This is a genomic window from Secundilactobacillus hailunensis, assembly GCF_005405185.1.
Classification (GTDB): domain Bacteria; phylum Bacillota; class Bacilli; order Lactobacillales; family Lactobacillaceae; genus Secundilactobacillus; species Secundilactobacillus hailunensis.
Window position 1 is genome coordinate 33,915 of record NZ_BJDO01000001.1, and the last position, 26,126, is coordinate 60,040.

21 protein-coding genes are annotated in these 26,126 nt (G+C 44.8%); 8 read left to right on the top strand and 13 right to left on the bottom strand.

Annotation, left to right across the window (positions count from 1 at the left end; translation table 11 throughout):
* Window positions 1-20: 20 nt before the first annotated feature.
* Together gpsB and FFM73_RS00165 are read right to left on the bottom strand one after the other, a co-directional pair.
* Complete coding sequence (gpsB, locus tag FFM73_RS00160) at window positions 21-368, bottom strand: cell division regulator GpsB (protein ID WP_137629784.1); 348 nt, start codon at window positions 366-368, stop codon at window positions 21-23.
* A 53-nt stretch (window positions 369-421) separates the two neighbouring features.
* Window positions 422-1,003, bottom strand: coding sequence for an SLOG family protein (locus FFM73_RS00165; RefSeq protein WP_137629785.1), 582 nt, complete (start codon window positions 1,001-1,003; stop codon window positions 422-424).
* A gap of 189 nt (window positions 1,004-1,192) precedes the next feature.
* On the opposite strand from FFM73_RS00165, the gene recU reads away from it, so the two are divergent.
* Together recU and FFM73_RS00175 are read left to right on the top strand one after the other, a co-directional pair.
* Window positions 1,193-1,798 (top strand): Holliday junction resolvase RecU, encoded by a 606-nt coding sequence (gene recU, locus FFM73_RS00170; protein WP_235874413.1) that lies wholly within the window; start codon window positions 1,193-1,195, stop codon window positions 1,796-1,798.
* 24 nt (window positions 1,799-1,822) lie between these two features.
* Window positions 1,823-4,192 (top strand): transglycosylase domain-containing protein, encoded by a 2,370-nt coding sequence (locus FFM73_RS00175; protein WP_137629787.1) that lies wholly within the window; start codon window positions 1,823-1,825, stop codon window positions 4,190-4,192.
* Between the two features lie 113 nt (window positions 4,193-4,305).
* Here FFM73_RS00175 and FFM73_RS00180 read toward each other — a convergent pair whose 3' ends face one another.
* The 6 genes from FFM73_RS00180 to FFM73_RS00205 all read right to left on the bottom strand — a co-directional run bounded on the left by FFM73_RS00180 (window position 4,306) and on the right by FFM73_RS00205 (window position 11,753).
* Entirely contained in the window at window positions 4,306-4,773 is a 468-nt protein-coding gene (locus FFM73_RS00180; protein ID WP_137629788.1) for a hypothetical protein, read from the bottom strand.
* A 236-nt stretch (window positions 4,774-5,009) separates the two neighbouring features.
* A complete protein-coding gene (locus FFM73_RS00185; protein ID WP_171001129.1) occupies window positions 5,010-5,729 on the bottom strand; it encodes a DnaD domain protein in 720 nt (239 codons plus the stop codon).
* Between the two features lie 109 nt (window positions 5,730-5,838).
* Window positions 5,839-7,134, bottom strand: coding sequence for an asparagine--tRNA ligase (gene asnS / locus FFM73_RS00190; RefSeq protein WP_171001130.1), 1,296 nt, complete (start codon window positions 7,132-7,134; stop codon window positions 5,839-5,841).
* A 21-nt stretch (window positions 7,135-7,155) separates the two neighbouring features.
* On the bottom strand, window positions 7,156-8,343 hold the full coding sequence (locus FFM73_RS00195) for a pyridoxal phosphate-dependent aminotransferase (protein WP_137629791.1): 1,188 nt from the start codon (window positions 8,341-8,343) through the stop codon (window positions 7,156-7,158).
* Between the two features lie 21 nt (window positions 8,344-8,364).
* On the bottom strand, window positions 8,365-8,871 hold the full coding sequence (locus FFM73_RS00200; RefSeq protein WP_137629792.1) for a cell wall elongation regulator TseB-like domain-containing protein: 507 nt from the start codon (window positions 8,869-8,871) through the stop codon (window positions 8,365-8,367).
* 53 nt (window positions 8,872-8,924) lie between these two features.
* Entirely contained in the window at window positions 8,925-11,753 is a 2,829-nt protein-coding gene (locus tag FFM73_RS00205; protein ID WP_137629793.1) for a helicase C-terminal domain-containing protein, read from the bottom strand.
* A 356-nt stretch (window positions 11,754-12,109) separates the two neighbouring features.
* Here FFM73_RS00205 and mvk point away from each other — a divergent pair, with 356 nt between their 5' ends.
* The 4 genes from mvk to fni all read left to right on the top strand — a co-directional run bounded on the left by mvk (window position 12,110) and on the right by fni (window position 16,240).
* A complete protein-coding gene (gene mvk, locus FFM73_RS00210; RefSeq protein WP_137629794.1) occupies window positions 12,110-13,057 on the top strand; it encodes a mevalonate kinase in 948 nt (315 codons plus the stop codon).
* On the top strand, window positions 13,057-14,043 hold the full coding sequence (mvaD, locus tag FFM73_RS00215; protein ID WP_137629795.1) for a diphosphomevalonate decarboxylase: 987 nt from the start codon (window positions 13,057-13,059) through the stop codon (window positions 14,041-14,043). Before mvk ends, mvaD begins: the two co-directional genes overlap by 1 nt.
* A gap of 78 nt (window positions 14,044-14,121) precedes the next feature.
* The gene (locus FFM73_RS00220) at window positions 14,122-15,195 is read left to right on the top strand and encodes a phosphomevalonate kinase (RefSeq protein WP_137629796.1); all 1,074 of its coding nucleotides are present in this window, start codon (window positions 14,122-14,124) and stop codon (window positions 15,193-15,195) included.
* Between the two features lie 4 nt (window positions 15,196-15,199).
* Entirely contained in the window at window positions 15,200-16,240 is a 1,041-nt protein-coding gene (fni, locus tag FFM73_RS00225; RefSeq protein ID WP_137629797.1) for a type 2 isopentenyl-diphosphate Delta-isomerase, read from the top strand.
* A 157-nt stretch (window positions 16,241-16,397) separates the two neighbouring features.
* On the opposite strand, the gene FFM73_RS00230 is transcribed toward fni, so the two are convergent.
* Complete coding sequence (locus tag FFM73_RS00230; protein ID WP_137629798.1) at window positions 16,398-17,750, bottom strand: RsmF rRNA methyltransferase first C-terminal domain-containing protein; 1,353 nt, start codon at window positions 17,748-17,750, stop codon at window positions 16,398-16,400.
* Between the two features lie 186 nt (window positions 17,751-17,936).
* On the opposite strand from FFM73_RS00230, the gene FFM73_RS00235 reads away from it, so the two are divergent.
* A complete protein-coding gene (locus FFM73_RS00235) occupies window positions 17,937-18,746 on the top strand; it encodes a Cof-type HAD-IIB family hydrolase (RefSeq protein WP_137629799.1) in 810 nt (269 codons plus the stop codon).
* Window positions 18,747-18,997: 251 nt separating this feature from the next.
* Here FFM73_RS00235 and FFM73_RS00240 read toward each other — a convergent pair whose 3' ends face one another.
* Window positions 18,998-19,900 (bottom strand): helveticin J family class III bacteriocin, encoded by a 903-nt coding sequence (locus FFM73_RS00240; RefSeq protein WP_137629800.1) that lies wholly within the window; start codon window positions 19,898-19,900, stop codon window positions 18,998-19,000.
* 99 nt (window positions 19,901-19,999) lie between these two features.
* Between FFM73_RS00240 and FFM73_RS00245 the strand changes: the two genes are divergently transcribed.
* The gene (locus FFM73_RS00245; protein ID WP_171001131.1) at window positions 20,000-22,126 is read left to right on the top strand and encodes a metallophosphoesterase family protein; all 2,127 of its coding nucleotides are present in this window, start codon (window positions 20,000-20,002) and stop codon (window positions 22,124-22,126) included.
* A gap of 69 nt (window positions 22,127-22,195) precedes the next feature.
* Here FFM73_RS00245 and FFM73_RS00250 read toward each other — a convergent pair whose 3' ends face one another.
* From FFM73_RS00250 to FFM73_RS00260, 3 genes are all read right to left on the bottom strand, one after another.
* The gene (locus tag FFM73_RS00250; protein ID WP_137629802.1) at window positions 22,196-23,731 is read right to left on the bottom strand and encodes a glycosyltransferase; all 1,536 of its coding nucleotides are present in this window, start codon (window positions 23,729-23,731) and stop codon (window positions 22,196-22,198) included.
* Window positions 23,731-25,275, bottom strand: a complete 1,545-nt coding sequence (locus tag FFM73_RS00255) for a glycosyltransferase (protein WP_137629803.1) — start codon at window positions 25,273-25,275, stop codon at window positions 23,731-23,733. The genes FFM73_RS00250 and FFM73_RS00255 overlap by 1 nt, the downstream gene beginning before the upstream one ends.
* 111 nt (window positions 25,276-25,386) lie before the next feature.
* Window positions 25,387-26,126: LPXTG cell wall anchor domain-containing protein (locus tag FFM73_RS00260; protein ID WP_171001132.1), on the bottom strand; the 740-nt coding region annotated here is incomplete at its 5' end.

Genomic DNA, 26,126 nt, shown 5'->3' on the forward strand with positions numbered 1-26,126 from the left:
TACAAGTTACTATCAAATTGTTAAAGACGGTGTGATGTGTTAGCACCACTGTCTATTTGAGAACCAAACACATGACGTTCCAAGTTAGAAAGACGCTTCAAAATATCCATGTTCGTTACATTGGTAGCTGGCTGACTCGGTTGAGCCGTTGTTGTGCCACCAACAGACAATTGTTTCGTCAATTCATCAACTTTTGCACGCAGACGTTCGTTCTCGTCTTGAAGGTGCTGACTTTCCTTCGTAAATGCTTCATAGTCCTTGATCACATTATCTAAAAAGCTGTCAACATCGGCAGGATCGTAACCCCGCATCTTCTGACGGAACTCTTTTTGAAGGATGTCTTTTGGATTATAATTAATGGTTGCCATTTAAATACACCTCATCATTTATTCAACACCAACATTTAAGATGTTATCAAATTTTAGTTTAAATTGAAACCCTTTTTTGAATTTTCTTTTGAATTTTCTGCAAATTCGTACGAGAATTCTTGTAATTGATCGAAATCAACGAGTTGCAGCGGATAATCATGCTCATCTTGCCATTTCACAATTGCATTATAATCGTACCTCGATTTGCCTTCGTTGTCTACATCGTATACTAAGATTGCGCCATCGGTATGTGTCAGCATGAATTCTTGATAATTTCTTAATTGTTGCGGTGACGAATAATCGTGGTTGCTGACACTGGCATGAAAATCAACCTGTGAGATCAACGTGGCTAGCTTAGCTTGATTATCTGGTTTCCAATTATTACCAAAGTGAGTAAAAGGTGTCATCATGGCAACCTGAAGTTCCGGATAATCTTTTTTTAACGCCACACCAACCTGGGCGGCCCACTGCTCGATTCCCATTTGACCGCCCGTGATCAGCCAGTTCGTGCCGTCTTCAACGGCTTGTGTCATGAGCCGTTTCAAGGCGTATTGCAAAACTAAAAACTTGGGTTCCTTCTCAGAAAAAACACCTAATTCATAGGCGCGATAACCTGTTATCCACACACGTTGCATACCTCTAAATCTCCTTTTGTGGTATCATTTCAACCATGAGTATGATACTGGAGTTGATTTTCTTACATCATACTTAACTTAATAGTTTCATATTCCAGTTTTTATTCACTAGCCAACTTGGTATAATAACCCTAACTGGGTAGGCACTTTTTTTCAATATTTTACAATAGGAAAGAGATGATCCAGCCAGTGACAATCCATTATCCTAACGGGACACAATACCGACCGCAACCGGTCAATCGGTCTAAGCATACAGAATCTGCCTTAGTCAAACACGGGGACCGCGGCATGACGTTAGAACAGGAAATAAACGAAAGCAATCAATATTATCTTGCCCACGATATTGCAGTTATTCATAAAAAGCCGACTCCTATTCAAATCGTCAAGGTCGATTATCCCAAACGGAGTGCTGCAGTGATTCGGGAAGCCTATTTTCGGCAAGCCTCCACTACTGATTATAACGGAATTTATCGTGGCCGGTATATCGATTTTGATGCTAAAGAAACCAAGGAAAAAACGCGTTTTCCACTGGATAATTTTCATCAGCATCAAGTTGAACATATGCGTAGTTGTTTAAAACAAGGCGGAATTTGTTTTGGTTTAATTAAATTTGTCGCGTTTGATCAATTATATTTGTTGAAGGCAACTGATTTAATCAACTATTGGGATGCGCGTAATCATGCGGGGGGCCGAAAATCAATTCCGTTCACTGCATTTCAAACCCAAGCCATTCCAATTAAATATTCACTCAACCCCACCATCGCTTATCTTGATGCGGTTGATCAACTCATCTAACGCCTTAATCAAAGGAGTCTATTTATGTCAAGCAATCAATCCGATCCACAACCGACCCGTGCAGAACTGCGAAAAAACCAAAAGCGTGGTTCTAATAACGGTCATCACTATATACGGCGAATAATTAAATGGGTAATTGGCCTTTTCTTAGCTGCCATCCTAGTAGGTGCCGCTGTGTTTTTCTACTATGCACAGGGTGCACCAAATATTTCACAGTCGTCGCTAAAGAGCGACACCTCTACCAAGGTATATGATGCTAATAACAACGTCATTTCCAGGTTAGGTGCTCAAAACCGTGATTATGTTAAATCGAAAAACATTCCTTCACAGTTAAAAGCAGCCGTTGTTTCCATTGAAGATCGACGCTTCTATAAAAACCATGGTGTCGATCCCGTCCGAATCATGAGTGCAGCGATGCATAACGTCACCGGTTCTTCACTGGGACTCCAAGGTGGCAGTACGCTGACGCAGCAACTCGTTAAGCTGTCAGTCTTTTCAACCGCTCAGTCTGATCAAACTTTGAAACGTAAATCGCAAGAAGCCTGGTTGGCAATCAAAGTTGATCAAAAATATAGTAAACAGCAAATTTTGGAATTCTACATTAATAAAGTTTACATGGGTAATGGCGTTTATGGGATGCAGACTGCAGCTCATTACTACTATGGTAAATCATTGTCCAAACTGAATTTACCGCAATTGGCCATGTTAGCTGGGATGCCGCAAAGCCCCACTAACTATGATCCAATTCATCACCCTCAATATGCGAAGTATCGGCGTGATCAAGTGTTGACCGCGATGGTTGCTAATAAGCAAATTACGGCTGGTCAAGCAGCCACTGCTAAGGCCACGAGTGTCCAAGCTGGGTTAGCCACAACGCACCCAGTAAGTACGGTTAATTTGACCAATCAAAAATATATCGATGCTTACCTCAAACAAGTTTATGCCGAACTGAGAAGTGATGGCTATAACACTAATACCGATGGACTGCGGGTTTACACTAACCTTGATATGTCAGCCCAAAAGCACCTTTATAACATCGCTAATAGTAATAATTACGTGGCTTATCCAAGCAACAAGTTCCAAGTTGGTGCCACGATGGTCAATCCGCATAACGGTAAAGTTGTCGCTATGCTGGGTGGTCGTAAGACCGGTAAGGTGACCTTTGGACTTAATCGCGCGGTTCAAACTGACCGTTCCAGTGGGTCAACAGCTAAGCCGTTAGCCGATTATGGGCCAGCAATTCAGTACCTGAAGTACCCAACGTATCAGCCCGTTCAAGATACGCAGTACTACTATCCGGGTTCTAACCGCCAGTTAAATGACTTTGATAATAAACATGAAGGTACGATCACCATGCGTAAAGCACTGGTTGAATCACGTAACATTCCAGCGGTGAGAACGTTGGATGCTGTTGGTATTAACCGTGCTACTGATTTCTTAGGTAACCTTGGTATGACGTTCAATAATAAATTGACGCTTCAAAACGGGATTGGACTTTATATTTCCACGGAGCAAGAAGCAGCTGCTTATGCAGCTTTCGCTAATGGCGGTACTTATTACAAGCCACATTTGCTTAACCGTGTGGTTACCGCTGATGGCAAATCACATTCCTATGGTTCTAAGGGTACTCGGGCAATGTCGCCGGCAACTGCGTTTATGATTACCGATATGCTGAAGGGCGTGATGTCCAGCTCAGACGGTTCTGGTACCGCAGCCAACATCTCTGGCCTGTACCAAGCCGGTAAAACTGGTACCACTGCTTATCCAGATGATTTTGCATCGCAAGTTCCTGCTGATGCAGCGATGGATTCTTGGTTCACCGGTTACACCAAGAATTACTCACTCTCAATCTGGACTGGCTATGATAAGCAATTCCAGACTGGCCACTATATTCCTGAGGCTCAAACTAGGATTGCGCAGGAAATCTATCGTTCCGAAATGAGTTACGCGCAACAAAACGCAAGTAATACGGACTGGACTGCCCCATCGGATGTTGTTTCAACAAAACGGGGTAATTCAACTGAGTATTACGTTGCGGGATATCCTGGTGATGCTTCGACACCAACTAATGATAGTAATAGCAGCAGCACAAATACCAACGATACCACTGGTAATAACCAAGCCAATACCAATACTACGTCCAGACCGACCTCTTCCAGTGAACGGTCCGGCACGTCCACTGAGCAGCGTCCAACCGGTGGTAATGGCGGAAATGGTAATGGGAACGGAAATGGCGGCGGAAATAGCAATAATAATGCTCAGAATACTAATTCTGCTTCCGCTGGCAGTTCTCGAACCGGCAACAATAATAGTAACAATAGCAATAGCACTACTGCTAATTCTAACGCGAGTTCTGGTAGGTCAAGCACATCAGCGCCTAGAGCTGCTCAATAAACAAGCAATAAACTAAGAGGGTTCTGGTATTAATCAATGAAAATTGGTTAATGCCAGAACCCTTTTAGTTTTCGAGATAATATTAAAATTCAAAATTGTTACCAGTAACGCTATTAAAGCTGATTATTAGCATTAACAAATTGTCTAATTCGTTCGGCTTCTTGTTTCAAATACTTGGCATCCTTTTGATCAACAATGTCCCCGACTACCGATACAAGCGGTATGTGAACAGCTGGATGATCAATATTAGCATCAATAGTCGGGTCGTATACGAATTTAAGATTGGCACTATACATGACTTTCATCTCAAAGGGATCGTTGATCGGTGTATTTAAATAACTCGCCATAATTTTGGCAACTTCTGAAATGATTGCTTCACCAGTGAGTTTAGTATTTTCGTTACACCTAATAAAGAAATGTAGGGCATCGCTATCAGGCATACCAATGGTGATGTTGGTTAAGCTAAGACTGTCAGCATCGCCCGCTTCATGAGTGATGCTGACCTCCCTATTCAACATTTTAAAAACTTCTTCAAGAAAACCCTTTAGTTCACTGGGCGAATAGTTCTGAAATAGTTTCATATCCTTTACCACCTTTATTTTCAAACAGTGAGGAAATATAAGTTTATAAGTTCTTAAATATAAATCAGATGGAAGAAATTGTCTATTTTAATGTTTGTTGGTGGTTTTGGGTTTGTTTTTTAATAATAAGTTAAAGTAACTTATTATTAATTTATTTAATTAAAAAAGATCAATTCGTAAATGAACTGGTCTTTCCCATTTCCATCTTAAATGCATCTAGCCTATTTCTCAGGCTTTTATTTTTGTGGCCGCTCCCCAATCTTAAACATGGGAATATCTGGCAGTCCCTTCTTTTTAGCACCCTTATTCGCTTTATTTGAGCTTGTAGACGTCTGTGCTTGACGATGCTGTCGTTCATGCTGAATCTGTTCAGGCGTCGTCAGGTGCCTTTTTTGCCAGTTCAGCAGGATTCGATCCATGTACTTCAAACTGTAAACTTGGTTTAAGACTGCCTCTTTCAACGCTAAGCGAATGATCTCAACTTGATAATGATCTTCGTCCAGCCATTGAGAAATCATCTCCAATTCAATTGGGGAAAGTGGCCGACCAAACTCGGTTTCAATCTGGTTAAAAATCGTTTCGCGATTATTTTCAACTTGACTGGTCACTGCTTTGGTTTCGGCTTTTTTAACGTACTGGGCTAACTTTTCGTACAGTAAGGTAAAATCATACGAATCACGCGCCAATTGACCTGGCTGCTGCACCGTGTCGATCTGCATCAACCGCTTACCGATCATCGTGTGTAGCTCTTGGAAAATTTGGTTATCAGTCAGTCCGACTGCCTTCGCAATCGTTTCAGTCTGCGGAAAACTAATGCCCCGATCGTTATAGCTTTTGATCTGCAAATAAATCAGGAATTCAGTATTGCTCATGCCTAGTTCGCGATAATGTTCCAGCAACAAGGTTGAAAGGCTGGTATCGCCCGATTTAAGTAACGCTTTCGCAAATGCATCCATGCGAACTCCTCCAATCATTTAAAATTGTTCTAAACGTGAAGAAACTCCCCCATTGCACTAAAAATTAGGCATTGGAGAAGTTTCTGCATCAAAAATAGTTGTCTATGGCCTACGGGTAGATCCGGTTCAATAAACGTGGAAATGGAATGGTCTCCCGGACGTGGTCTTCACCTGTGATCCAAGTAAGTGCACGTTCAAGGCCTAAACCAAAGCCTGAATGAGGAACGCTGCCGTACTTACGAAGATCTAAGTACCAGCCATATTCCTTGGGATCAAGACCTGCCTTGATAATTTGATCATACAAGTAATTGTAATCCGTTGCCCGTTCAGAGCCACCGATAATTTCGCCATAGCCTTCTGGTGCTAATAAGTCAGCACAAATCACAACATCTTTACGAGTTGGATGCGGCTTCATGTAAAATGGTTTGATTGATTTCGGATAGTTCAAAACAAAGACGGGTTGGCTAAAGTGATCCGCCAAGAAGGTTTCTGCTGGTGAACCGAAGTCAACGCCCCAGTCAACATCAAAATCATTTTCCTTCAGCATTTCAACGGCTTCATCATAACTGATTCGGGGATAAGGTAGCTGAGTATAACGCTTGAGTGTTTCAACATCACGACCCAGTGTATCCAATGCATCTTTACAGTGATCGATCACGTTTTGAACCAAGAAAGCGATGTATTGTTCCTGAACCTCTAAGCTTTGTTCTTGGTGCATGAAGGCCATTTCTGGTTCGATCATCCAAAATTCGATCAAGTGACGACGGGTCTTGGATTTTTCAGCACGGAAAGTTGGTCCAAATGAAAAGACTTTATCAAAAGCCATGGCACCAGCTTCTTCGTAGAGCTGACCAGATTGTGACAAATAAGCATCACGATCGAAATATTCCGTATGGAACAGATCAGTAGTTCCTTCAGGCGCACTGCCAGTCAGGATCGGGGCATCAATTTTAGTGAACCCTTCCTTGTTGAAGAATTCATAGGTTGCCCGGATCACTTCGTTACGAATGACCATCGTGGCGTGCGGCCGTGATGACCGTAACCATAAATGACGGTGATCCAGTAAAAAGTCGATCCCGTGTTCCTTAGGTGTGATCGGATAGTCTTCACTTTCGCCAACGACTTCGATAGTTTCCACTGCAATTTCGTAGCCAAATTTAGACCGACTGTCTTCATGAATCACACCGGTGATCCACATACTGGTTTCTTGCCGAAGTTCTTTAGCAGTTTCAAAGACTTCCTCTGAAACGTTGTTTTTTAACACAACACCTTGGAAAAAGGCGGTACCGTCCCGTAACTGCAGAAAAGCGATTTTCCCACTGGAACGTTTGTTAGTCAGCCAAACACCAATTTTGACTTTTTCGTCAACATGGTCTTTGGCGTTGATGATGTTAATCTGTTGCACAATGTAACCCCCAATAAATAATTAGTCTTTAAATTGTACCATGAACTGGTTAATTCTAGCCATAGCTGTTTTTAATGCGTCCAGATCAGTTGCATAGCTGATACGAACGTGGTTTTTAACACCGAATGCAGAACCGTCTACTAAAGCCACGTGGGCTTCAGATAATAAACGGCTAACAAATTCACCAGTCGTGGCGATATCTGAGATCTTCAAAGCACCACTCACGTCTGGGAAAAGATAGAAGGCACCCTGCGGTTTAACTTGCAAGTCGAATCCGGGAATCGCTGTTAACAGCGGATAGATCGTGTTTAAGCGGTCTTCAAACGCTTTGCGCATCACTTCAACTTGATCTTGATTCCCGGTAAAAGCCTCTAATAATGCGTATTGACTGACAGCAGTCGGGTTACCGGTCGCGTGGGACAGAAAAGCTGAGATCTTACTGATCAGCTGCTCATCGGCCACAACGTAACCCATCCGCCAGCCAGTCATAGAATAGGTCTTGCTGCCACCAGAAATAATAATGATCCGCGGATCTAACTGATCAGCCAATTGCGCGATCGAAGTGAAGCTCGCACCGTTATAAACCAGCTGACCGTAAATATCATCCGTGACCACCATAATATCGTGATCTTTCGTCCAGTCATTCAAGGCCGCCAACTCCTGCTGATCGTAGATAACACCAGTCGGATTTTCAGGACTGTTCAGCACAAAGGCCACCGTTTTATTGGTTAATTTCGCCGCTAGATCAGCTGGGGTAACTTTAAAGCTGGCCCCAACTGGCACTGAAACCGGTACCCCGCCAGCGAGTTTGATCTGTTCAGCATAACTGACCCAGTATGGTTCTGGCAATAAGACTTCGTCGCCCGGATCCAGAATCGTTTGAAACGTGCTGTACAGAGCCATTTTGGCACCAGTCGTAATGGCAACGTTCTGAGCTGATAAGTCAGTTAGACCGTAGTCACTAGCCGTTTTATCCGCCACAGCAGTCCGTAGTGGTAAGATACCGGCAGCCGGGGTGTAAAAGCTGGTTTTTCCCGATTTGATAGCATCAATTGCTGCCTGTTCAATATTTTTAGGCGTTTCAAAATCCGGTTCACCAATGCCAAGGTTAATCACATCAATACCGTCAGCAATCATTTGCTTTGCCTGAGCAGAAACTTTCATGGTAGCAGATGGCTGAAGCTGTTGTGCACGCTGCGAAATCTTCAAAAGAATGGCCTCCTTGAATAACTAGATGTTTTCGATAGACTGTAATAATTTACCCGATTTAAAGTCTAACGTTTCATAACATAATTGACCCTTTTGATTCATATAACTAACGACCCATGCTGTATGGCCGTTAAAGACACTTAGTGACGCCGAGAGTACCTTCTTAGGATGATGTTTTGACCAAACGCGGCTTAACGCTTGATTCCGTGATAAGCCGTTACTTTGCTGCAGAACCCTAACGTTGCCACCCTTTTGGGGAACAATAATATATACTGACTGATTCTGATTATTTTTACCAGCAACGGTGTAGTAGGTCTCGTCTAAATTAGTCCAGTAAAAGCCGTCAGTCGTTTTTAAACCAGCATATTTTCTGGCAATCGAAACGGACTGCGCTTTAGCTTTAGTCACTGGAGAAGTAGCATGATGAATCCCCACAAAACCAACTAATATTAAAACGATGATGATGCCAAGTACCGTCAGCATAAGCCGACTGCCAAACCGTTTTCGGCTCGCATGTTCCCTTCTCATGTTCTTTGATGCGCCTTCTTTCAGTTATCACTGCGAACAATTATATCAAAATCTCAGCTGTCGTGGCTGATACTTTTGTGTTTTTTAAAAAATTTAGTCATATCGCTAAGTAATTGCGACACCGTCCCGGTCATCGTCGGTAGACTAGCCGGCAAAGTTTTCAAAATGGTCTGCCCATAATGTCGCGAAACTAACCGACTATCTAAGACGATCACCGCACCGTAGTCTTGCCGTGTTCGAATCAGCCGGCCCACGCCCTGACGCAGTCGCAGCGTCGCTTTAGGCAGCGAAAGATTGTAAAACGGATTTTTGCCCTTAGCTTTCATCCGGTCGTACTGAACTTTCGTTTCTAACTGATCCGGTGAATCAAACGGCAAGCGGGCAATGACTAGCAGCTGCAGTTTATCCTGTGGCAGGTCAATACCCTCCCAAAAACTAGCTGCCCCCAGTAAAACGGCGTTGTCTTCATCCATAAACCGCTTGATGAGTTTTTCCTTAGACCCCGAGATCCCCTGCGCTAAAATCAGCCGCTGCCTAGGGTGAATTGCATCCGTTAGCCGCTCATAGACGGCTTCGATAGCTGCTAAGGAATTAAACAGGACTAGCGTCGGTCGGTTGACCCGCGACAATGTTTGAATCAGCGTTTGTGAAACGTACTGATTGTAAGCATCCTCGTCTTTAATGTCAGGTGCGTCGTTACTAATGTACATTTTCGCTTGGGTCGCAAAATCAAAGTCTGATTTCAGCCGGCGCATCTTCACGGCACCCCGATCAAGGTCTAACTGATCATACAGATACTGTGAACGGTTGGAAGAAAAGAGCGTCGCACCCGTAAACATTGGTGCTTGAAAATGCGAGTAGATCTGCTGTGATAAAAAGCCTTCCACGGTCATCAGGTTAGACGCCACCATAATATGACTCAGATCATTACTGATCGTCAACCAGTAGAGGTAGCTGCCCGTACCAGCTTCTTCATGCTTAGGGGCTTGCCGAATTGCCGACAGCGTGTCCCAGGCATCCGTGATGGCATTGACCGCATGACTAAAGCGTAAAAACAGTTCTTCATCGCTCTTCAGCCAGCGGTTAGACTGTTTGTAAAAGGAATCGGTGATCTTAGCTAACCGGTCTTGGAACTTACCCACTAAAATGTCTAATTGTTCAAATAAACCTTCACGCTGGGTGAGAAAGCCGACCCAGTCATCCTCAGAAATCACAATTTCCTTGTACGGCTTGGTAAACTTACCGCCAAACTGGGCTTTGAAGTGATTGGTTAAATAATCGCTTAAAGCGCGCAGCTGGCGACTAAATTCAATCAACCAGCGGTAAAAGGTATTCAGATCATCATTTAACGTTAACCCGTCAGTGGCAGCCGTCAGCCCGTACTCGTTTTCCGGGTCCAACAACTCCATTAATCGCCGGCTGGTCGAAAGTGACACTTGAAAATCGAACTTTTGCCGCTGAGTCTTTAACGCGTAATCCGCCAGGTGCTGGGCTTCATCCACAACCAAATACGGCTGGTGAAAATTATCGCCTAGCAGATCAGCATGCTGAATTAAAAACGCGTGATTCACGATAATAAAACGCGTGTACTTCAACCGCTGATACAGCCGACGGAGAAAATCATCTTCGTAAAAGGGATCCGTATCCGTTAAGTCGGCCATCCCATGATGGTAAACACTATCTAGGTATGGCGGTTCATTTTTAAAATGCAGTTCATCGAGGTCCCCAGTGGCGGTCTGGGTTAACCAGACTAACAGTCTGAGTTTAATTAATTGCGTCTGCTTCGAATGGTCGGTTTGACTCAACGAGATCTTAAACCGTGACAAGTCCAGATAATGGGCGTTGCCCTTAACCACTTCCGCGTGGGTCTCAAAGGGCAGCATCCGTTCCAATAATGGCATGGTCTGATTGATCAGTTGATTTTGCAGCAGCACCGTATCGGTAGCGATGACCACCTGCTTATCAAATTTTTGGGCGAGATACGCCATTGGCAATGCATAGCCCAGCGTTTTCCCAGTACCAGTCGGCGCTTCAACGATCAACGGCTGATTTGCCGTTTGCGCATCCGTGTACTGCCGGTAAATTAGGTTCATCATCTTGGCTTGATCAGCGCGCCACTCAAAGTGTTCGGGAAACCGTTTTAACTTATTTTTTTTGGTCCGTGGATACGTGTATTCACGGTCATCAGTCGCCGTGATCACCGGTGTCTTACGCAGGGCAATCCCGTGTGACACGTACAAATAATCTGGTAAACTGCGAGGGTGTTTGCGAACTTCCGCTAACCCCCACTTAAATACTTCACCAGTATCCTGCGGTAATTCAGCATCCTCCGCGACGATTTGCTGCAGCGTCACGATTGGCAATTCCAGCATCCGCTTAAACAATACGATCAACAGTTCACCGGTCACTAACGCATCATCGTTAGCCGTATGCGGGTGATCATGAACGATATTTAAGTACTGGGTTAAATCATGCAGGCGATAACTCGGCACAGTCGGCATTAAAACCTGACTCAGCGTCACCGTATCAATGGCTTGAATATCAAGTCGCGGATACCCGACCCGTTCCAGCTCAGCGTTAACGAACGGAAAGTCAAAATTGACATTATGTGCCACAAAAACCGTGTCAGACAGCAGACTAAAAATCGTCCCAGCAACGTCATCAAACAGTGGTGCCCGCTTGACCTGCGCTTCTGAGATCCCGGTCAAAGCCTGAATCGACTGCGGAATTGAAGTTTGGGGATTAACGTCCGTATTGAAATGGTTAATAATTTTGCCATTTTGCACGAGGACGCACCCAAATTGAATCATTCGGTTGCCTTCAGCAACGTTAGTACCGGTCGTTTCAATATCAACGACGGCATAAATTGTATTTGCATCCATTAATTTCACCAAATTCTCTATTAGCTTTCTTTGTTTATCATACTACACTTGGTTCCTAGGCGGAAGCAGACGTTGACAGATGACCCGTTTTAACCGTCAAACAACCGCTTTTTCAAGGTTTGTCGACTTTTCCTATATAATAGCTGATTAATGGTAGCTGGTCACTGATAACTCCAAGTTAATCCGTCAAACCATTCTTAACAAAGCATTAAATTTAGCGTATTTCGAGCGCTACACGCCACGCTATCTTGTAACCACGGGCTATTTGTCGTATGATACCATGTGTTTCTAAGCATTCAAAACAAGACTAATTTAACTTTAAAACTAAGATTAACTATTTGAGGGGAGCAGTTACAGTGGAGACACCGGTCAGTGGCAACAGTCACGCAAAAATCATATTAATTGGTGAACACAGTGTGGTTTATCAGCAGCCTGCAATTGCACTGCCCTTACCTGCCGTGCGTGAAACCGTCACTTTAGCTCTGCGCCCAGATGGTGTGCAGCAGCTGATCAGCCGCTATTACACGGGCAACCGGCAGTCAGCTCCTGCACAATTACACGGTATCAATGAATTAATTGATGACCTATTAGCGCGGTTTGAAACTCAAAATGTCGGTTTTGACCTCACCATTAACAGCCATTTACCGGCTGAACGCGGCATGGGTTCATCAGCCGCTACCGCAGTGGCTATCATCCGCGCCCTGTACCGTTTTTTCAAACGGCCACTCTCCCACGCTCAATTATTAGCAGATGCCAATATTTCAGAAAAAATTATCCACGGTAATCCCAGCGGCATCGATGTCGCAACGGCCAGCGCCAGCAATCCGATCTGGTTCGTAACTGGCACGCAGCCGGTCACCCTGCCCTTTCACCTGCACGGCTATTTAATCATTGCAGACAGCGGGGTTCATGGTCAAACCGGCTTAGCCGTGAAGGCCGTGGCCCAATTACGAACCGCTGACCCGCAGTCCGCTAATCATGCGATCAAAGATCTTGGTCAATTAACGTACGCCGCTAAGAACGCACTGGCGACTGACCGACTAACCGAATTGGGCACGATTTTTGATCTCGCTCAGATTCAATTAACCCAGCTTGGCGTTAGTCATCCGCGGTTAGACGAAATGATTACGGTCGCTAAGCAAAATGGTGCGCTGGGCGCCAAATTAACTGGCGGCGGCATGGGTGGCTGCATGATCTGCCTGGCAGAAAACGAGGCCACCGCCACCAAGATTCGTTTAGCCTTAGCCAATCACGGTGTGGCCCAATCTTGGGTTCAGCCCTTAAAAAGTGAGGAAACCAAATAATGGCAATCACAGATCACCCCATTACCGCTAAAGCCCATACCAACATCGCTTTAGTAAAGTACTGGGGAAAATTAGACGAACAGCTGATCATTCCGCAAAATGATAGCTTATCGATCACACTGGATGAATTTTACACCCAAACAGCGGTGCAATTTGATCCGAATTTAGCGGCAGATGAAGTCGTGTTTGATGATCAGATTTTATCCACTACTGATAGTCACAGAGTGCGAACCTTTTTAGATCAGGTCCGCGCTTTAGCCCACATCGATTATCGGGCAAAAGTGACTACGCAAAATTTCGTACCGACCGCTGCTGGATTAGCATCTTCAGCCTCTGGGTTTGCTGCTTTGGCAGGAGCTGCCAGTCGCGCAGCTGGACTTAACTTAAACCGCCGAGATTTGTCTCGGCTTGCACGGCGCGGCTCCGGTTCAGCTACCCGCTCCATTTTCGGGGGCTTTGTCGCCTGGCAGCAGGGTCATGACGATGCCACTTCCTACGCCTATCCCATCGATGAACAGCCAACTTGGGATATTGCAGTGGTGGCCTTAGTTTTGACCGCCAAGCAAAAGAAAATCTCCAGCCGAGTCGGAATGAAACGCGCCGTTGAAACCAGCCCCTTTTATCCGGCTTGGGTCACTGCCAGTCAGGCTGATTTTAAGACGATGAAGACCGCCATTGAAACGCAGAATTTTGACTTACTTGGACATACGTCCGAACAAAACGCCATGCGTATGCACGCTTTGACCCTAAGTTCTGATCCAACCTTTACATACTTTAACGCGGATTCACTGAAGGCGATGAAGATGGTCACCGACCTTCGTTTGCGAGGAATACCGTGTTACTTTACAATGGATGCTGGTCCCAACGTCAAAATCATTTGCCACGGCAACGATGCCAAGCACATTGCTCAGCATTTTCAAACAGCATTTGGTCAGGATCACGTGCTCGTTACCCGACCCGGTGCGGGTATTTCAATTTCAGATTAAAAATTTAAAGTAATTAATGATTTAATTTATCAATTAGCAGTGAGTACCTTTAGCCTGCTAGTGAAAGGACATGATGTTTTGATTTCTGTGAAAGCCCCAGGCAAACTTTATATTGCGGGTGAATACGCCGTCGTTGAGACTGGTTTCCCCGCGATCATCGTTGCTCTGGATCAATTTGTAACGGTGACGATTCAATCAGCTGATCAAATTGGCAGTATTGTTTCCAGCCAATATCAGGAGAATTCCATTTATTGGCGTCGTGAAGAGGGTAAAATGGTTTTTGACAACCGTGATAACCCCTTCCACTATATCTTATCAGCTATTAAAGTAACTGAAGATTACGCCAAAACAGTGGGAAAGGACTTAGGTATTTACCACTTAACCGTAGAAAGCGACCTGGATAGTAAGGATGGCCGGAAATACGGCTTAGGTTCTTCAGCCGCCGTGACTGTGGCTACGATCAAAGCACTCTGTGAATTTTACGCCCTGCCAGTTGACCATGATAAATTATTTAAACTGGCTGCTATTGCCCACTTCCACGTACAGGGCAACGGTTCTTTAGGGGATATTGCTGCCAGCGTCTATGGTGGCTGGATCGCCTACCGTTCATTTGACCGCGACTGGTTAAAATTAGCCGAAAAGAGCTATAATTTTGCTGAATTGCTGGACATGGATTGGCCAGGGCTCGACATTGAGTTACTGACGCCACCGAAGAGCTTAAAGCTACTCGTTGGCTGGACGGGTTCGCCGGCCTCCACTTCTCATTTAGTGGACCGGGTCGCACTTAATAAAGCCAAGCGCCAGCAAGCCTACCAGGATTTTCTCAATCACAGTCAGGCCTGTTTGAAACGAATGATTGCCGGTTTTCGCAACCAGGACCTGCACGCCATTCAGACTGAAATTGCGATTAATCGCAAATTACTGAACGAACTGGATCAATTTACCCACGCCCACATTGAGACACCACTACTAACGAAACTGTGTGACATTGCTGAAGAATTTGGCGGCATTGCCAAAACTTCCGGTGCCGGTGGCGGTGATTGCGGCATTGCAATCATTGACTCACATAAAAAGTTAAACCAGTTAATTGAAAAATGGGCCGCCAACCAGATTATTCCCTTAAGTTTTAACGTGCATCACGTCAAGGAGTGATAAAATGACTTCGCAACAGTCCCACCGTAAGGATGAACACGTGTCGTTAGCTGAAAAATTCCACCAGCCGGTTGCCGACAGCAGTTTTAATCAAGTGCGGATCCTCCATCAGAGCCTCCCAGAACTGGGCTTATCTGACGTGGACACTAGCACCATCTTTGAGGGTCATAAACTAGCCTACCCAATTCTGATTGAAGCCATGACCGGTGGCAGTGAACAGACTGGTCGGCTGAACGCACAAATTGCGCGGTTAGCTGCCGCAACTCACCTGCCGATGGCTGTGGGCTCTCAGAGTGTCGCTTTGAAACAACCGGAATTAGCCCCAACCTTTTCCGTAGTGCGGCAATATAATCCTGATGGCCTGGTGATTGCTAACGTCGGTGCCGGTCATAGTGTGGCTGATGCGCAGGCAGTGGTTGAAATGGTTGCGGCCGATGCGCTGCAGATCCATATCAATGCCGCTCAAGAAATTATCATGCCGGAGGGTGACCGGGAATTTTACTGGTTAGATCAGCTGGCAGCCATCGTTGCTAAACTTGATCTGCCCGTCATCGTGAAGGAAGTCGGCTTTGGCATGACGGCTAAAACGGTGCAAAAATTAATGGGCATCGGCGTTAACAACGTTGATTTAAGTGGCCGTGGCGGTACCAGTTTTGCTAAAATTGAAAACTTTCGCCGCCCCGAAAAGGAGATGGCCTACCTCGATAACTGGGGGCTGACCACCACCGAATCATTACTTGAGATGCGCAAATTATCAACACGGCCGTGGATCTTTGCCAGCGGTGGTATCAAAACCCCGCTGGATGCCATTAAAGCCCTAGCTTTAGGAGCAGACGCGGCTGGCATGGCAGGTGAAGTGTTACACCACTTGATCACCACTGACTACGCGACCACGGAAGATTGGTTACGTCATTGGCTGCAAGGGTTTAAACAACTGATGCTGCTGACTGGCAGCCAAACCGTTAAGGACCTACGCAAGCAATCAATGGTCTTTTCCCCGGAGCTAGAGTCATTTGCCCGGCAAAGATTCATTTCACTTGAATAACTTTAGGATAAAAAAGAAATCGTAAGCTTTAAGTTTACGATTCCTTTTTATTATGGGTTGGTTTTATGATATTGATATATAAGTTAAAGTAACTTTTGTCAGCTTAACATTCTCATAAAAAAAGCAGCCCTTTAAATCAGGCTGCCTACTTAAGTCTTTAATGAACGTTAAACCTTAATCCCTTAGGAAAGAAGTTTTTAACCGTCTGATTAACCGCCTTACCAAACGCCACTGGCTGCTCGTTACAGAACAGCCGGACCCAGCCCTTTTTAAGGGGTAAATCCGCTTTGGTGAAAATGTCACCATGGACGACTTGTTTCCAGTCATCCTCTGAAATTTCGGTTTCATACTTAAACTGACCGGGGCGTAATGCCAACGCCATGGCGTAGCTCGGTTCAAAGCGGTTCTTTTTAAGGGTCCCCAAATGCAGCCCTGGCCGAACGACTTTTAACCCCCTGAGTGACGGTGTACCAGCCGGCAATAAGTACAGTTGATCACCAAATGCCACTAAGCGATGCGAATCCACCTTAAAGTTTAAGTATTGATCAGCAAATGCTTCAAATAAATTGGATTGGTCACGGGAAACGTTAGAGGGCTGTTGATGGTACTTTGTCACTCTGCCAATGGCTTCCTTCAATTTCAGCTTGGCAACAAAGTGACCTTCACCACGCATTAAATGCGGGAACAGTCGCGCAGCTCCCTTCAAAGCTGGATCACCATTGCCCCACTCTGGCTTGGCATCAATGATTCCGGCCGTTTTTTGAATCGGCACCACTTCAAACTGCGGGTAAGTTTCCAGCAGCCAAGAAATCATCTGCTCGTCTTCTTCAGGTGCAAAGGTACACGTCGAGTAAACCAGTTCACCGCCCGGCTTAAGGACCTTCACCGCTTCAGTGAGAATTTCGCGTTGCCGTTTAGCACAGGTTGCCGGATAATCGGGGGTCCAATAGCTAACAGCATCTGGATCTTTTCGGAACATCCCTTCACCCGAACACGGTGCATCCACTAAAACTTGGTCGAAGAAAGTGGGAAAGGCTTTCGCAATCGCCGCTGGGTCTTCATTGAGCACCAAGGTGTTACTTAACCCGAAGCGTTCCGCATTTTCTGCCAGTACTTTTGCCCGTTTCGGCATGATCTCGTTGCTGACTAGTAACCCCGTCTGCTGCAAAAAGCTGCTGAGATGGGTTGTTTTGCCTCCGGGAGACGCACACAGATCGAGCACGCGCATGCCTTCACTGGGATGGGCAACTTCCCCCACAAACATTGCGCTGGGCTCCTGACTGTATACGGCACCGGATTGATGGTCCAGCGTGTGGCCGCTGACTTTACCGTAATACCCCCATTTGGTGTAGGGTACCGGATCCGTTAAATCAAGGTCAGCCGGAGTTGGCCGCAAAGGATTGATTCGAAAACCGCTATTTTCTGATTGATCGAAGCTAGCAAAGAAGGCTGGCGCTTGATCACCAAGTAAGTGTTGATATTTAGTTTTAAATGCTGCTGGTAATTCCATAATCTATCCCTTTCATTACGCAAAATTAACTGAAAAAAGTATACCTTTTCAAAGCCTAATGGTCAATTCAAATCACCCTTGAACCCGTCAGTATGACGCGAGACATTCTTGCCCTAGTCCCCTTGATTGTGGTAAATTAGGTTTATTAATCTGCAAAAACTAATCAACAAGAACGGATGTGTAATCTTGAATCAAAAATTAATCGCACTAGACCTAGATGGCACGACCTTAAACAATGAAGCTAAACTCTCTCAAAAAACAATCGCTACCATTCGGGCAGCTATTAAAGCCGGTCACATTGTCAGTATTGTCACTGGCCGACCGAACCGACTTTCGCAAAACTACTATGACCAATTAGGGCTAACATCCCCAATGATCAACTTCAATGGTAGTTTGGGTCACGTCCCGCATAAACACTGGCAGTATGAATACCAGTATACCTTTGATCGCAATATCGTCTTTGACCTACTGAAACATCAGCAAGAGTTTAACATCTACATGATTGCTGCAGAAGGTAAGCACCTGTTTTTAGCACACCAAACGACATCCACTCAAGTGGGCTTCTTCCCCACTGTGTTAACCCACGATCAGCAGTTGAGTCCCACTACGTTGACCCAAAACCCAACCAGTATGACGATTGCGGTTGACCGGCCACTGCAGAAAAAGCTGCAAGCCTACATTGAAACCCATTTCGGTAACGACGTCGATGTGGCGCCTTGGGGCGGTCCCAACAGCGTCCTCGAAATTGGCACTAAGGGTGTCCAGAAAGCGGTTGGCCTAGAACGTCTGGCTAATTACTATCAGATCGACCGTCAAAACGTGATCGCCTTTGGTGACGAACATAACGACAACGAAATGATTGCTTATGCTGGTCAAGGGGTGGCTATGAGTAACGCCACTGATAAATTAAAGGCCATTGCCGACGATGTAACGGCCCTCAATAATGATCAGGACGGAATGGCTGACTACCTCGCTAAAACATTGAAATTAGCTTAAACTAAAATAATGAAGCTGTGACAAAACTCGGTAGATTCCAGAATTTAACCCCAAAAATGCTTGTTCCGGCGAACTTTTTCGGGACAAGCATTTTTGGGGTTAAATGGCCGGAATCTGAGTTTTGGCACGCGATTAGACTATATTGAAGTATTGAATAAATAGACACTTTCTTGCTATCTTCAGTTAAGAAGTCAGTTGAAATACTTACCAATATCGACTTATGTCACGGGCTCTATTTAAGTAGATGCTTCTTACTTCCAAAGCGTTTTTTCAACACGCTGAATGGTGTTCAGGTAGTTCCCGTTTGCTTGGTGCTGTGACTGAACGAAATACACGTATTTACCCAGTAGTGAGATACCCGTTAGCGCCGTATTTTCCGGTAACTGGTCGATTGGCTGATCATGAAAACCGTTTTTCAGTAACCAAAAGCCCTTGCTGACGGCATGTTCGTCGCCATAACTTTTAGTTGCGTAGAGCGCTCTGCCGTTTGAAAAACTAATACTTTGAATACTGCCGATCGTTTCGGGTGCCAGCTGCTTAACTTTAGGCTTAAAGGATTGGTAGACCGTGGCTATCATTTTTAGATCACCCGCTTCAATGGTCGTTTGACCATGAGCCGTCAGCTGCCAGAGTAAGTGATTCATCTGCGCCATATTATAGACCGTCCCCTGCAAGTGCTGGCCTCGATCTAACACCATGACAGCCAGTTCACTACGATCACTGGATAAGGCTGAAACCGCACCAATAACTGGACCTGGCAGCGCTGTACCAGTAATGTTGGCACTTTCTAAATGGGTCATCTTAAAGATCTCTGGCTGCTGGTCTTTAGTAGCCGTATCAACACTCACACGCCATAGCTCAGGGGCGTTCAGCTGGCCACTGGCATCAGTTGGCTGACCGCACAGCAACAAGCTTAATTTGGGTGCGCTGGTAATCAGTGCTAAACTATGCACGTTAACCAAGTTAGACAGGGTAATCTGCGTCTTTAAATCAGCTGAAGCACTAGCTGTCGAATCATCTAAATGACACGCCGTAATCACCGTAGCTTGCTTAACCGTTTGCGCAACGTAGCTTGTCTGATGGTCAATACAAAAAGCGGTCACGGGCGATTGGTGTGCTAATCCCTGGATCGTATAGGCTAAAGTTGACTGCATTTCAAAAAACTCCTTTTCTTTACAGGTGTTTATCAAGCATCTATATAATCATTAACATAATTATACCATAAGAATTTAAAACAAATGGCGGTGACAAAATTGACCCATCAAAAAAATCGTTTTACAGCCCATCTGGTTGATGGCCAAATGATTCATCAATCAGGCAGTTTCACGCCTAACCGTTTCTTGGTCAGCCGCAAGCAGCCAAATCGGATCAGTCCGCGTCAGCAAGTGTTTCCTGCACACCAACCGGTTCACTATCGCGGCAAGCTAAAAAGTGACGGTCGCTATTGGCTGATACTTAATACTGGTTATCTTTGTGTGGCCACCAATAATCAGGGTTTATATGGCCAGGATGACAATCCGAATTGGCGGGTTAACACCAATTCCCCCAAAACAGCTAAACCTAAACCGCAGTTATCAGTTGTCGACTCACAGTCTAAAACCCATGAATTTATCACTGCTGAACCACTTGTTTTTCGAACTAAACCGGAGTGGTCAGCAATCCGAAAAGACAGTAAATTGTTGCATACAGGAAGCCTAATTGTATATAGCAAAATCGTACAAAATCAGTCAATCTCCTATCTGCAGACTCAGCATGGCTTTTTACCTTATTATGATCATCAAACGGGTAAACAGTATGGCGTCCTAATCAATGCTAACTTAAATCTGCCGTTTAAAACCCAGCGAGAGCGACCCACCTTTTTCAAAATGAACGGTCAATTTTGTTTCAGTCGGCGGGGTATTGATTGCTATCAGCATCCTGACCTGCACGCACCGATCATCGGTCACCTTAATCAGAATACGGTGGTCAACTACACGGGTAAATTAGCTGATCAGCATCGCGGCTGGTTACAGCTCACCCACGCTGGCCGCCAGACTTACGTCCCCTTTATGAGCAGATATCCCCATTTTGAACACTACTTTGGATATGAAATAACCGGCTCAAAAAGCGTATCTCGTCTACGGGAACCCTGGACGTTTGATCAGGCTGATACACCGGTCAGCCTTAAGCCAACTCCATTAGAAAGGAAAAATCTGCTTAAGCTCACCCGACAGCTCAAGCAATTACGGCGGCCGGGAGACATCGTCATCGGCCTCATTAATGACACTCACTACGATTCACACCAGTCAACGTACAGCCAGCAATCATTACGTGATCTGCAACTGATCAGCATCATGGCACGTGAACAGCAGTTTGACGGCTTAGTCATGAACGGCGACCTTGTCGATGGTAATCAACCGCTTAGTCGAACGATCATCGATACGGGTGACGCAGTGTCCGCATTGCAGCAAAGTCAAGTACCGACCTTCATCACTCAGGGCAACCACGATGACAATTCCGGTTTCGCCCGCTATCTAAACGGTTACCGGACGGAACAGGTTATGACTGAACAGCTTGCTCATAACCTGCGCAATCGACACCATAATGACTGGTTAGCAAACCAGAACAACTTTTACGGCAAATACCGGGTTCCTGGCACGAAGGTAAGCCTGATCATGCTCAATACCTTTGATATTCGAGATTCAACCGCTAACGGCTATTTTAGCCGTGATTATGACGACCGGCCGAATGGCATTCATTGGACGGGTATTTTGCAAAATATCCGCCACAGCCGATCCCGCATCGCGCATCAGCAAGCTGCTTGGTTCACGAATACGTTGGATCAATTAGCCCCAGATGAACAGGTCATCGTGTTTACCCATGATTCCATTCGCTCCGCCACGGATAAACAAGCTGTCTGGCCCTTTTGGACTTACGACTGGTTTGCTAATAATCAGCAAGGTGACTTTGCCCGCGTTTACAACAGCTTAGTCCAACACCGTCGGCAGATTATTGCCGTGATGTCCGGCCATACCCACGTGGATGACTGGTCGCACCAGGACGGCCTCAACTGGATCGCCACCACCAGTGACATTGCTGATCGACGAAAAACGAGTCGCCTGAACAGCAAGACGCTGGGTGCCTGGGACGTCTTAGTGATTCACCCTCAGCAACACCAGTTGTTCCGTTTACGCTACGGCTGGCAGGATCGTGCTGGCCGGCTGCGTCACTGGCAGTACCGCTTGTTTGGTGATGGCACTGATACTCGGCACCGTTCGTTAAAGGAAATTTTGAAACAGCCCGATTCACGGCCGCTAACTGGCAATGCCATGTACTATCGCAATCAAAATAAACAAGTCGATCAAGTTTGGCGTGGTTTCCGCGGTTACTTTGAGTATTAATTGGCTGAAAGCACAAAAAGGGACTAATCCAGTGGATTAGTCCCTTTTTGTATCATACAATCTTAATAATCAAACCTGTTTTGGTACATTCTCACCAAGAGCTGCTTGCCATTTTTGCCAAATTGATTCAGTACTGAAAGTCTTGGCTTTATTCACTGCAGCTTCGGCCATTTGATCAATATTAGGATCCGTGAGTACTGCCACGATCTTATCAGCCAGCCCAGAAATGTCACCGCTTCGAACGAGATAACCATTCTTACCTGGATCGATCATTTCATTTGGTCCGTAGTTAATGTCGTAAGCAACTTGAGGGATACCATGAGCTTCGCCCTCTAAAATAGTCTGACCAAAGCCTTCAGAAGTACTTGCCAATACAGCAACCTTACCACCATCATAAGTACCATTAAGGCGTTTTTTGTCAGTGGTATACGGCCGTTGGATCACTTTATCCTTTAATTTAAGCTCATCCAGCAATTTCAGAATTTTTCTGCCGGTATCGCCACTTACGTATCCCCTAAATTCAAGAGTTGCATCAGGAACTTTTTTGATGACCAGACTCAATGCACGCACAATATCTTGTGGTCGCTTCTCATCTGAGATTCTCGAAACAGCAATGATCCGGTTAGGCTTTTCGCTCAATTTCTTGGGGGTCTTTAATTGGTCAACGTCGACCATACCAACTGGTACTTGATACAGCTTACTATCCAAATTAGGGTATCGTAGACTTAAATCATTTCGCTGATGCTGCGTAGAGACAATGATGGCATCTAGTTGCTGCGAATGGTTTTCTAAAATATTGGCATAAGCTGGGTTCAATTTTCCATCCACTTGATTATCATCATCCAAGGACACAGTGCTATGAATAACTGCAACTTTCCGACACTTTGTCTTCATGCTCAATAACCCGGTGTCTGCATCATTCACTCTACGATCAGACATAAAGGTATTATTGCCGCCATAGGAATTATTTAGCTCATCTAAGAAAAACGTAAATAGTTCCAATAGGCTATTAAAGTAATAGTCTTCACCTTGATAATTCACTAATTTCAACAATGAATTCCGCTGTTTACCACTGGCATCCTTTGCGTAGTAAGACTCATAAACGACGTCACCGGTTGGCGTAAGCATCTGTTCCTTAACCGTAATGCCGTTCACATCGTAATATTGCTGCATCGATTTAAAGCCACGCCAATCGTAAAAATCAGTCTCAACGGCGTTACCAAAGCGGTCTAAATAAGTGATGGTATTGATTTCTTCGAAAGTCCCCGGGATATAGTCGATTTTCATGACCAGTCGATCATTGTCGTAAACCTTGGTGTATTTGCTTTGACGGTCTAGCTCGTAGGCGTTATCGATTGTTAAATCATCGGTACGAAACGGCTTACGTTCATAACCGATGGTGTGCTGAAAGAAGTCAAACATACTAACGGACTGATCAGCTGGCACCCCTTCATCCTTTAGAAACTTGTATAAAAAGCGATTATAATTTCGCGTGACCAGTTTGGCTTCTTGCCCGTGATTTTTGAACAGTTTAAGGCGATTAAAGGCAGCGTGCTCGACACCAGAGTTATTCTGCACCACTGTGGGATCAATAAAGAAGTACATTATTTCTCACCCTCCTCATAGTATTGAAGTACGTCATCATTTAACGCATCCCATTTACGCCACATACTGTCAGTTGAGAATCTCATTCGGTCTTCATAGGCCGCGTCTGACAAACTTTGCCAGTGTGCCTTATCCGCCAGCGTCTGAACCAGAGCATTAGCGATGTTATCAATATCTTTATTATCCGGCGCAATTAAATAACCGTCCCGTTCATTAGTAATGATATCGTTAGGACCATAAATCACGTCTCGGGCAATTAATGGGATACCGTGGGATTGTGCTTCAATCAATGACAGTGGCAATCCTTCCGCGTCACTGGACAGGACCGAAACCATGGCTTGATCATAAATTGGATTCAAGTTATTAATGTAACCCTTTAGCTTAATTCGATCAGCCACATTGAGGTTTTTTATCAACTTTTCCAAATTATCGTGTTCCGGACCAACACCATAAACGTCAAGCGTAATATCCGGAATTTCGGTCTTAGCTTTAGCAACTGCTTTAACCACTTTTTCAACGTGTTTATCCTTTGTTAAACGGGCGATCACGACGACTTTATCCATCGTTCGTTTCTCATACGGGATTTTAGGCCCATTAATGACTTCATCATTAATAATGCCACCACCAATGGCATAGATCTTACTCTTGGGAAACCGTTTCTCCACATCGTGCTGCTGTGTTTCACCTAACGCAATCACACCGTTCCATTCACCCTGATGATCCAGGCCATACTCATAATTATAGTTGAGCCGTCCCGTTTCAAGATTATTAGTATTGGACTGAACGTTATGCAGTTGAAGTAACTTGAACGCTTCTGTCTGCATATTTTGCATTGGCCAATCGATGCCGTAGTTCCGGTCAACAACGAAGACGTTCTTTTCGCCATATGAGCGATTTAATTCATCGATGAAAAAGCGGGTAAAATTTTTCAAACCAACAAAGTTAATTTCCGGATTACCTTTATAATTGATCAGTCTCAACGCAGAGTTAGCTAAGTTTCCCAGACGATTTTTCATGTAGTGTGACTTATAGACCATCTGTCCGTTAACATCAAACATCGTTTCTAGCATTACCCGGTGCTGATTAGAAAAGGTCTCATTCATGGACTTAAACCCGCGAGAATCATAAACGTCAGTAGAGACATTATTACCAAATTGGTCAAAGTACGCTACTTTATCGATTTGCTGATCATCCCAGTCAAAAGTGTAAATTTTAGAAACCAGCTGCTTGCCTACATAGACGTTCATGCTGCCTTCTTTGGTTCGCTTCGTAATGATCTTTTGACCATGGATAACCGGTAAATCTTTCAACTGAAATGGACGCGCTTTAAAATCGGTCGCTTTTTGGAAAAAATCAAACATACTGATCATATCAGCATCATCCAAACCAACATTTTTCAGATAGTGATGAAAAGTACGGTCATAATCACGAACCACGATCTTAGCCTCGCGATGATGTTTTTTAAAGAGTTTAAGCCGCTTGATCTGAGCATGTTCGATCCCCGTTTTTTTATCACGCATAACTGTATTTACGAAAAAATACATGTTACATTCCTCCCATATCTAACAAAAGCCTCAGATTAATTAGTCTGAGGCTTTTGTAGCGTTAGCCACATACAAGTTCAATTATACTGCTATGACATCGTATTCTTAGAATTATTTTTCGTCATGACGCTTCCGCTTGATTCCGAATAATCCAAGCAAACTCATGAGTTCAACACCCAATAGACCTAAGACGCCACTTTGGTTAGTTTCATTTGTTTGTGGTAACTCCTTCTGTTCATTTGATGCTTTGTTACCGTTTTGAACGGCTGAATTTTGCAATGATACTGATGCATTTTCATTATTAGTACTCATCTCACCATTGCCAACCGCTTGAGTATTAACAGAACTGTTCATAGCCCCTTCACTCAAGTTAACTGAGCCAGTTTCAGTAACATTGCTACCAGTATTCTTTGAACTGCTACGACTGATATTATTCGTACCACTCGAAACCGTTCCAGAAGTTGCCTTGCCTTTTCCTGCTTCAGTCGTGACATTGTTTTGAGCATTGGATGAATTACTATTTTCAGCCGATGTCGCTTGACCTTGACGACTGGTGGTACTGCTTTGACCATTAGATGAACCATTCTCGTCAGATGTTGCTTGACCTTGATCACTAGTGGTACTGCTTTGACTATTAGATGAGCCATTCTCGTCGGACGTTGCTTGGCCTTGGTCGCTAGTGTTATTGCTTTGACCGTTACTCAAGGCATTAGAGTTTGAGGTTGTCCCAACTACATTGGCTGCACTGGTTACGTCGTCACTGTACTCGCCGGAATCGCTCTGGTAATTACTATTATCATTGCTCAACTGCGTACTGTCGCTGTTGACAGCCGTTTGCTGATCCGAAGTTA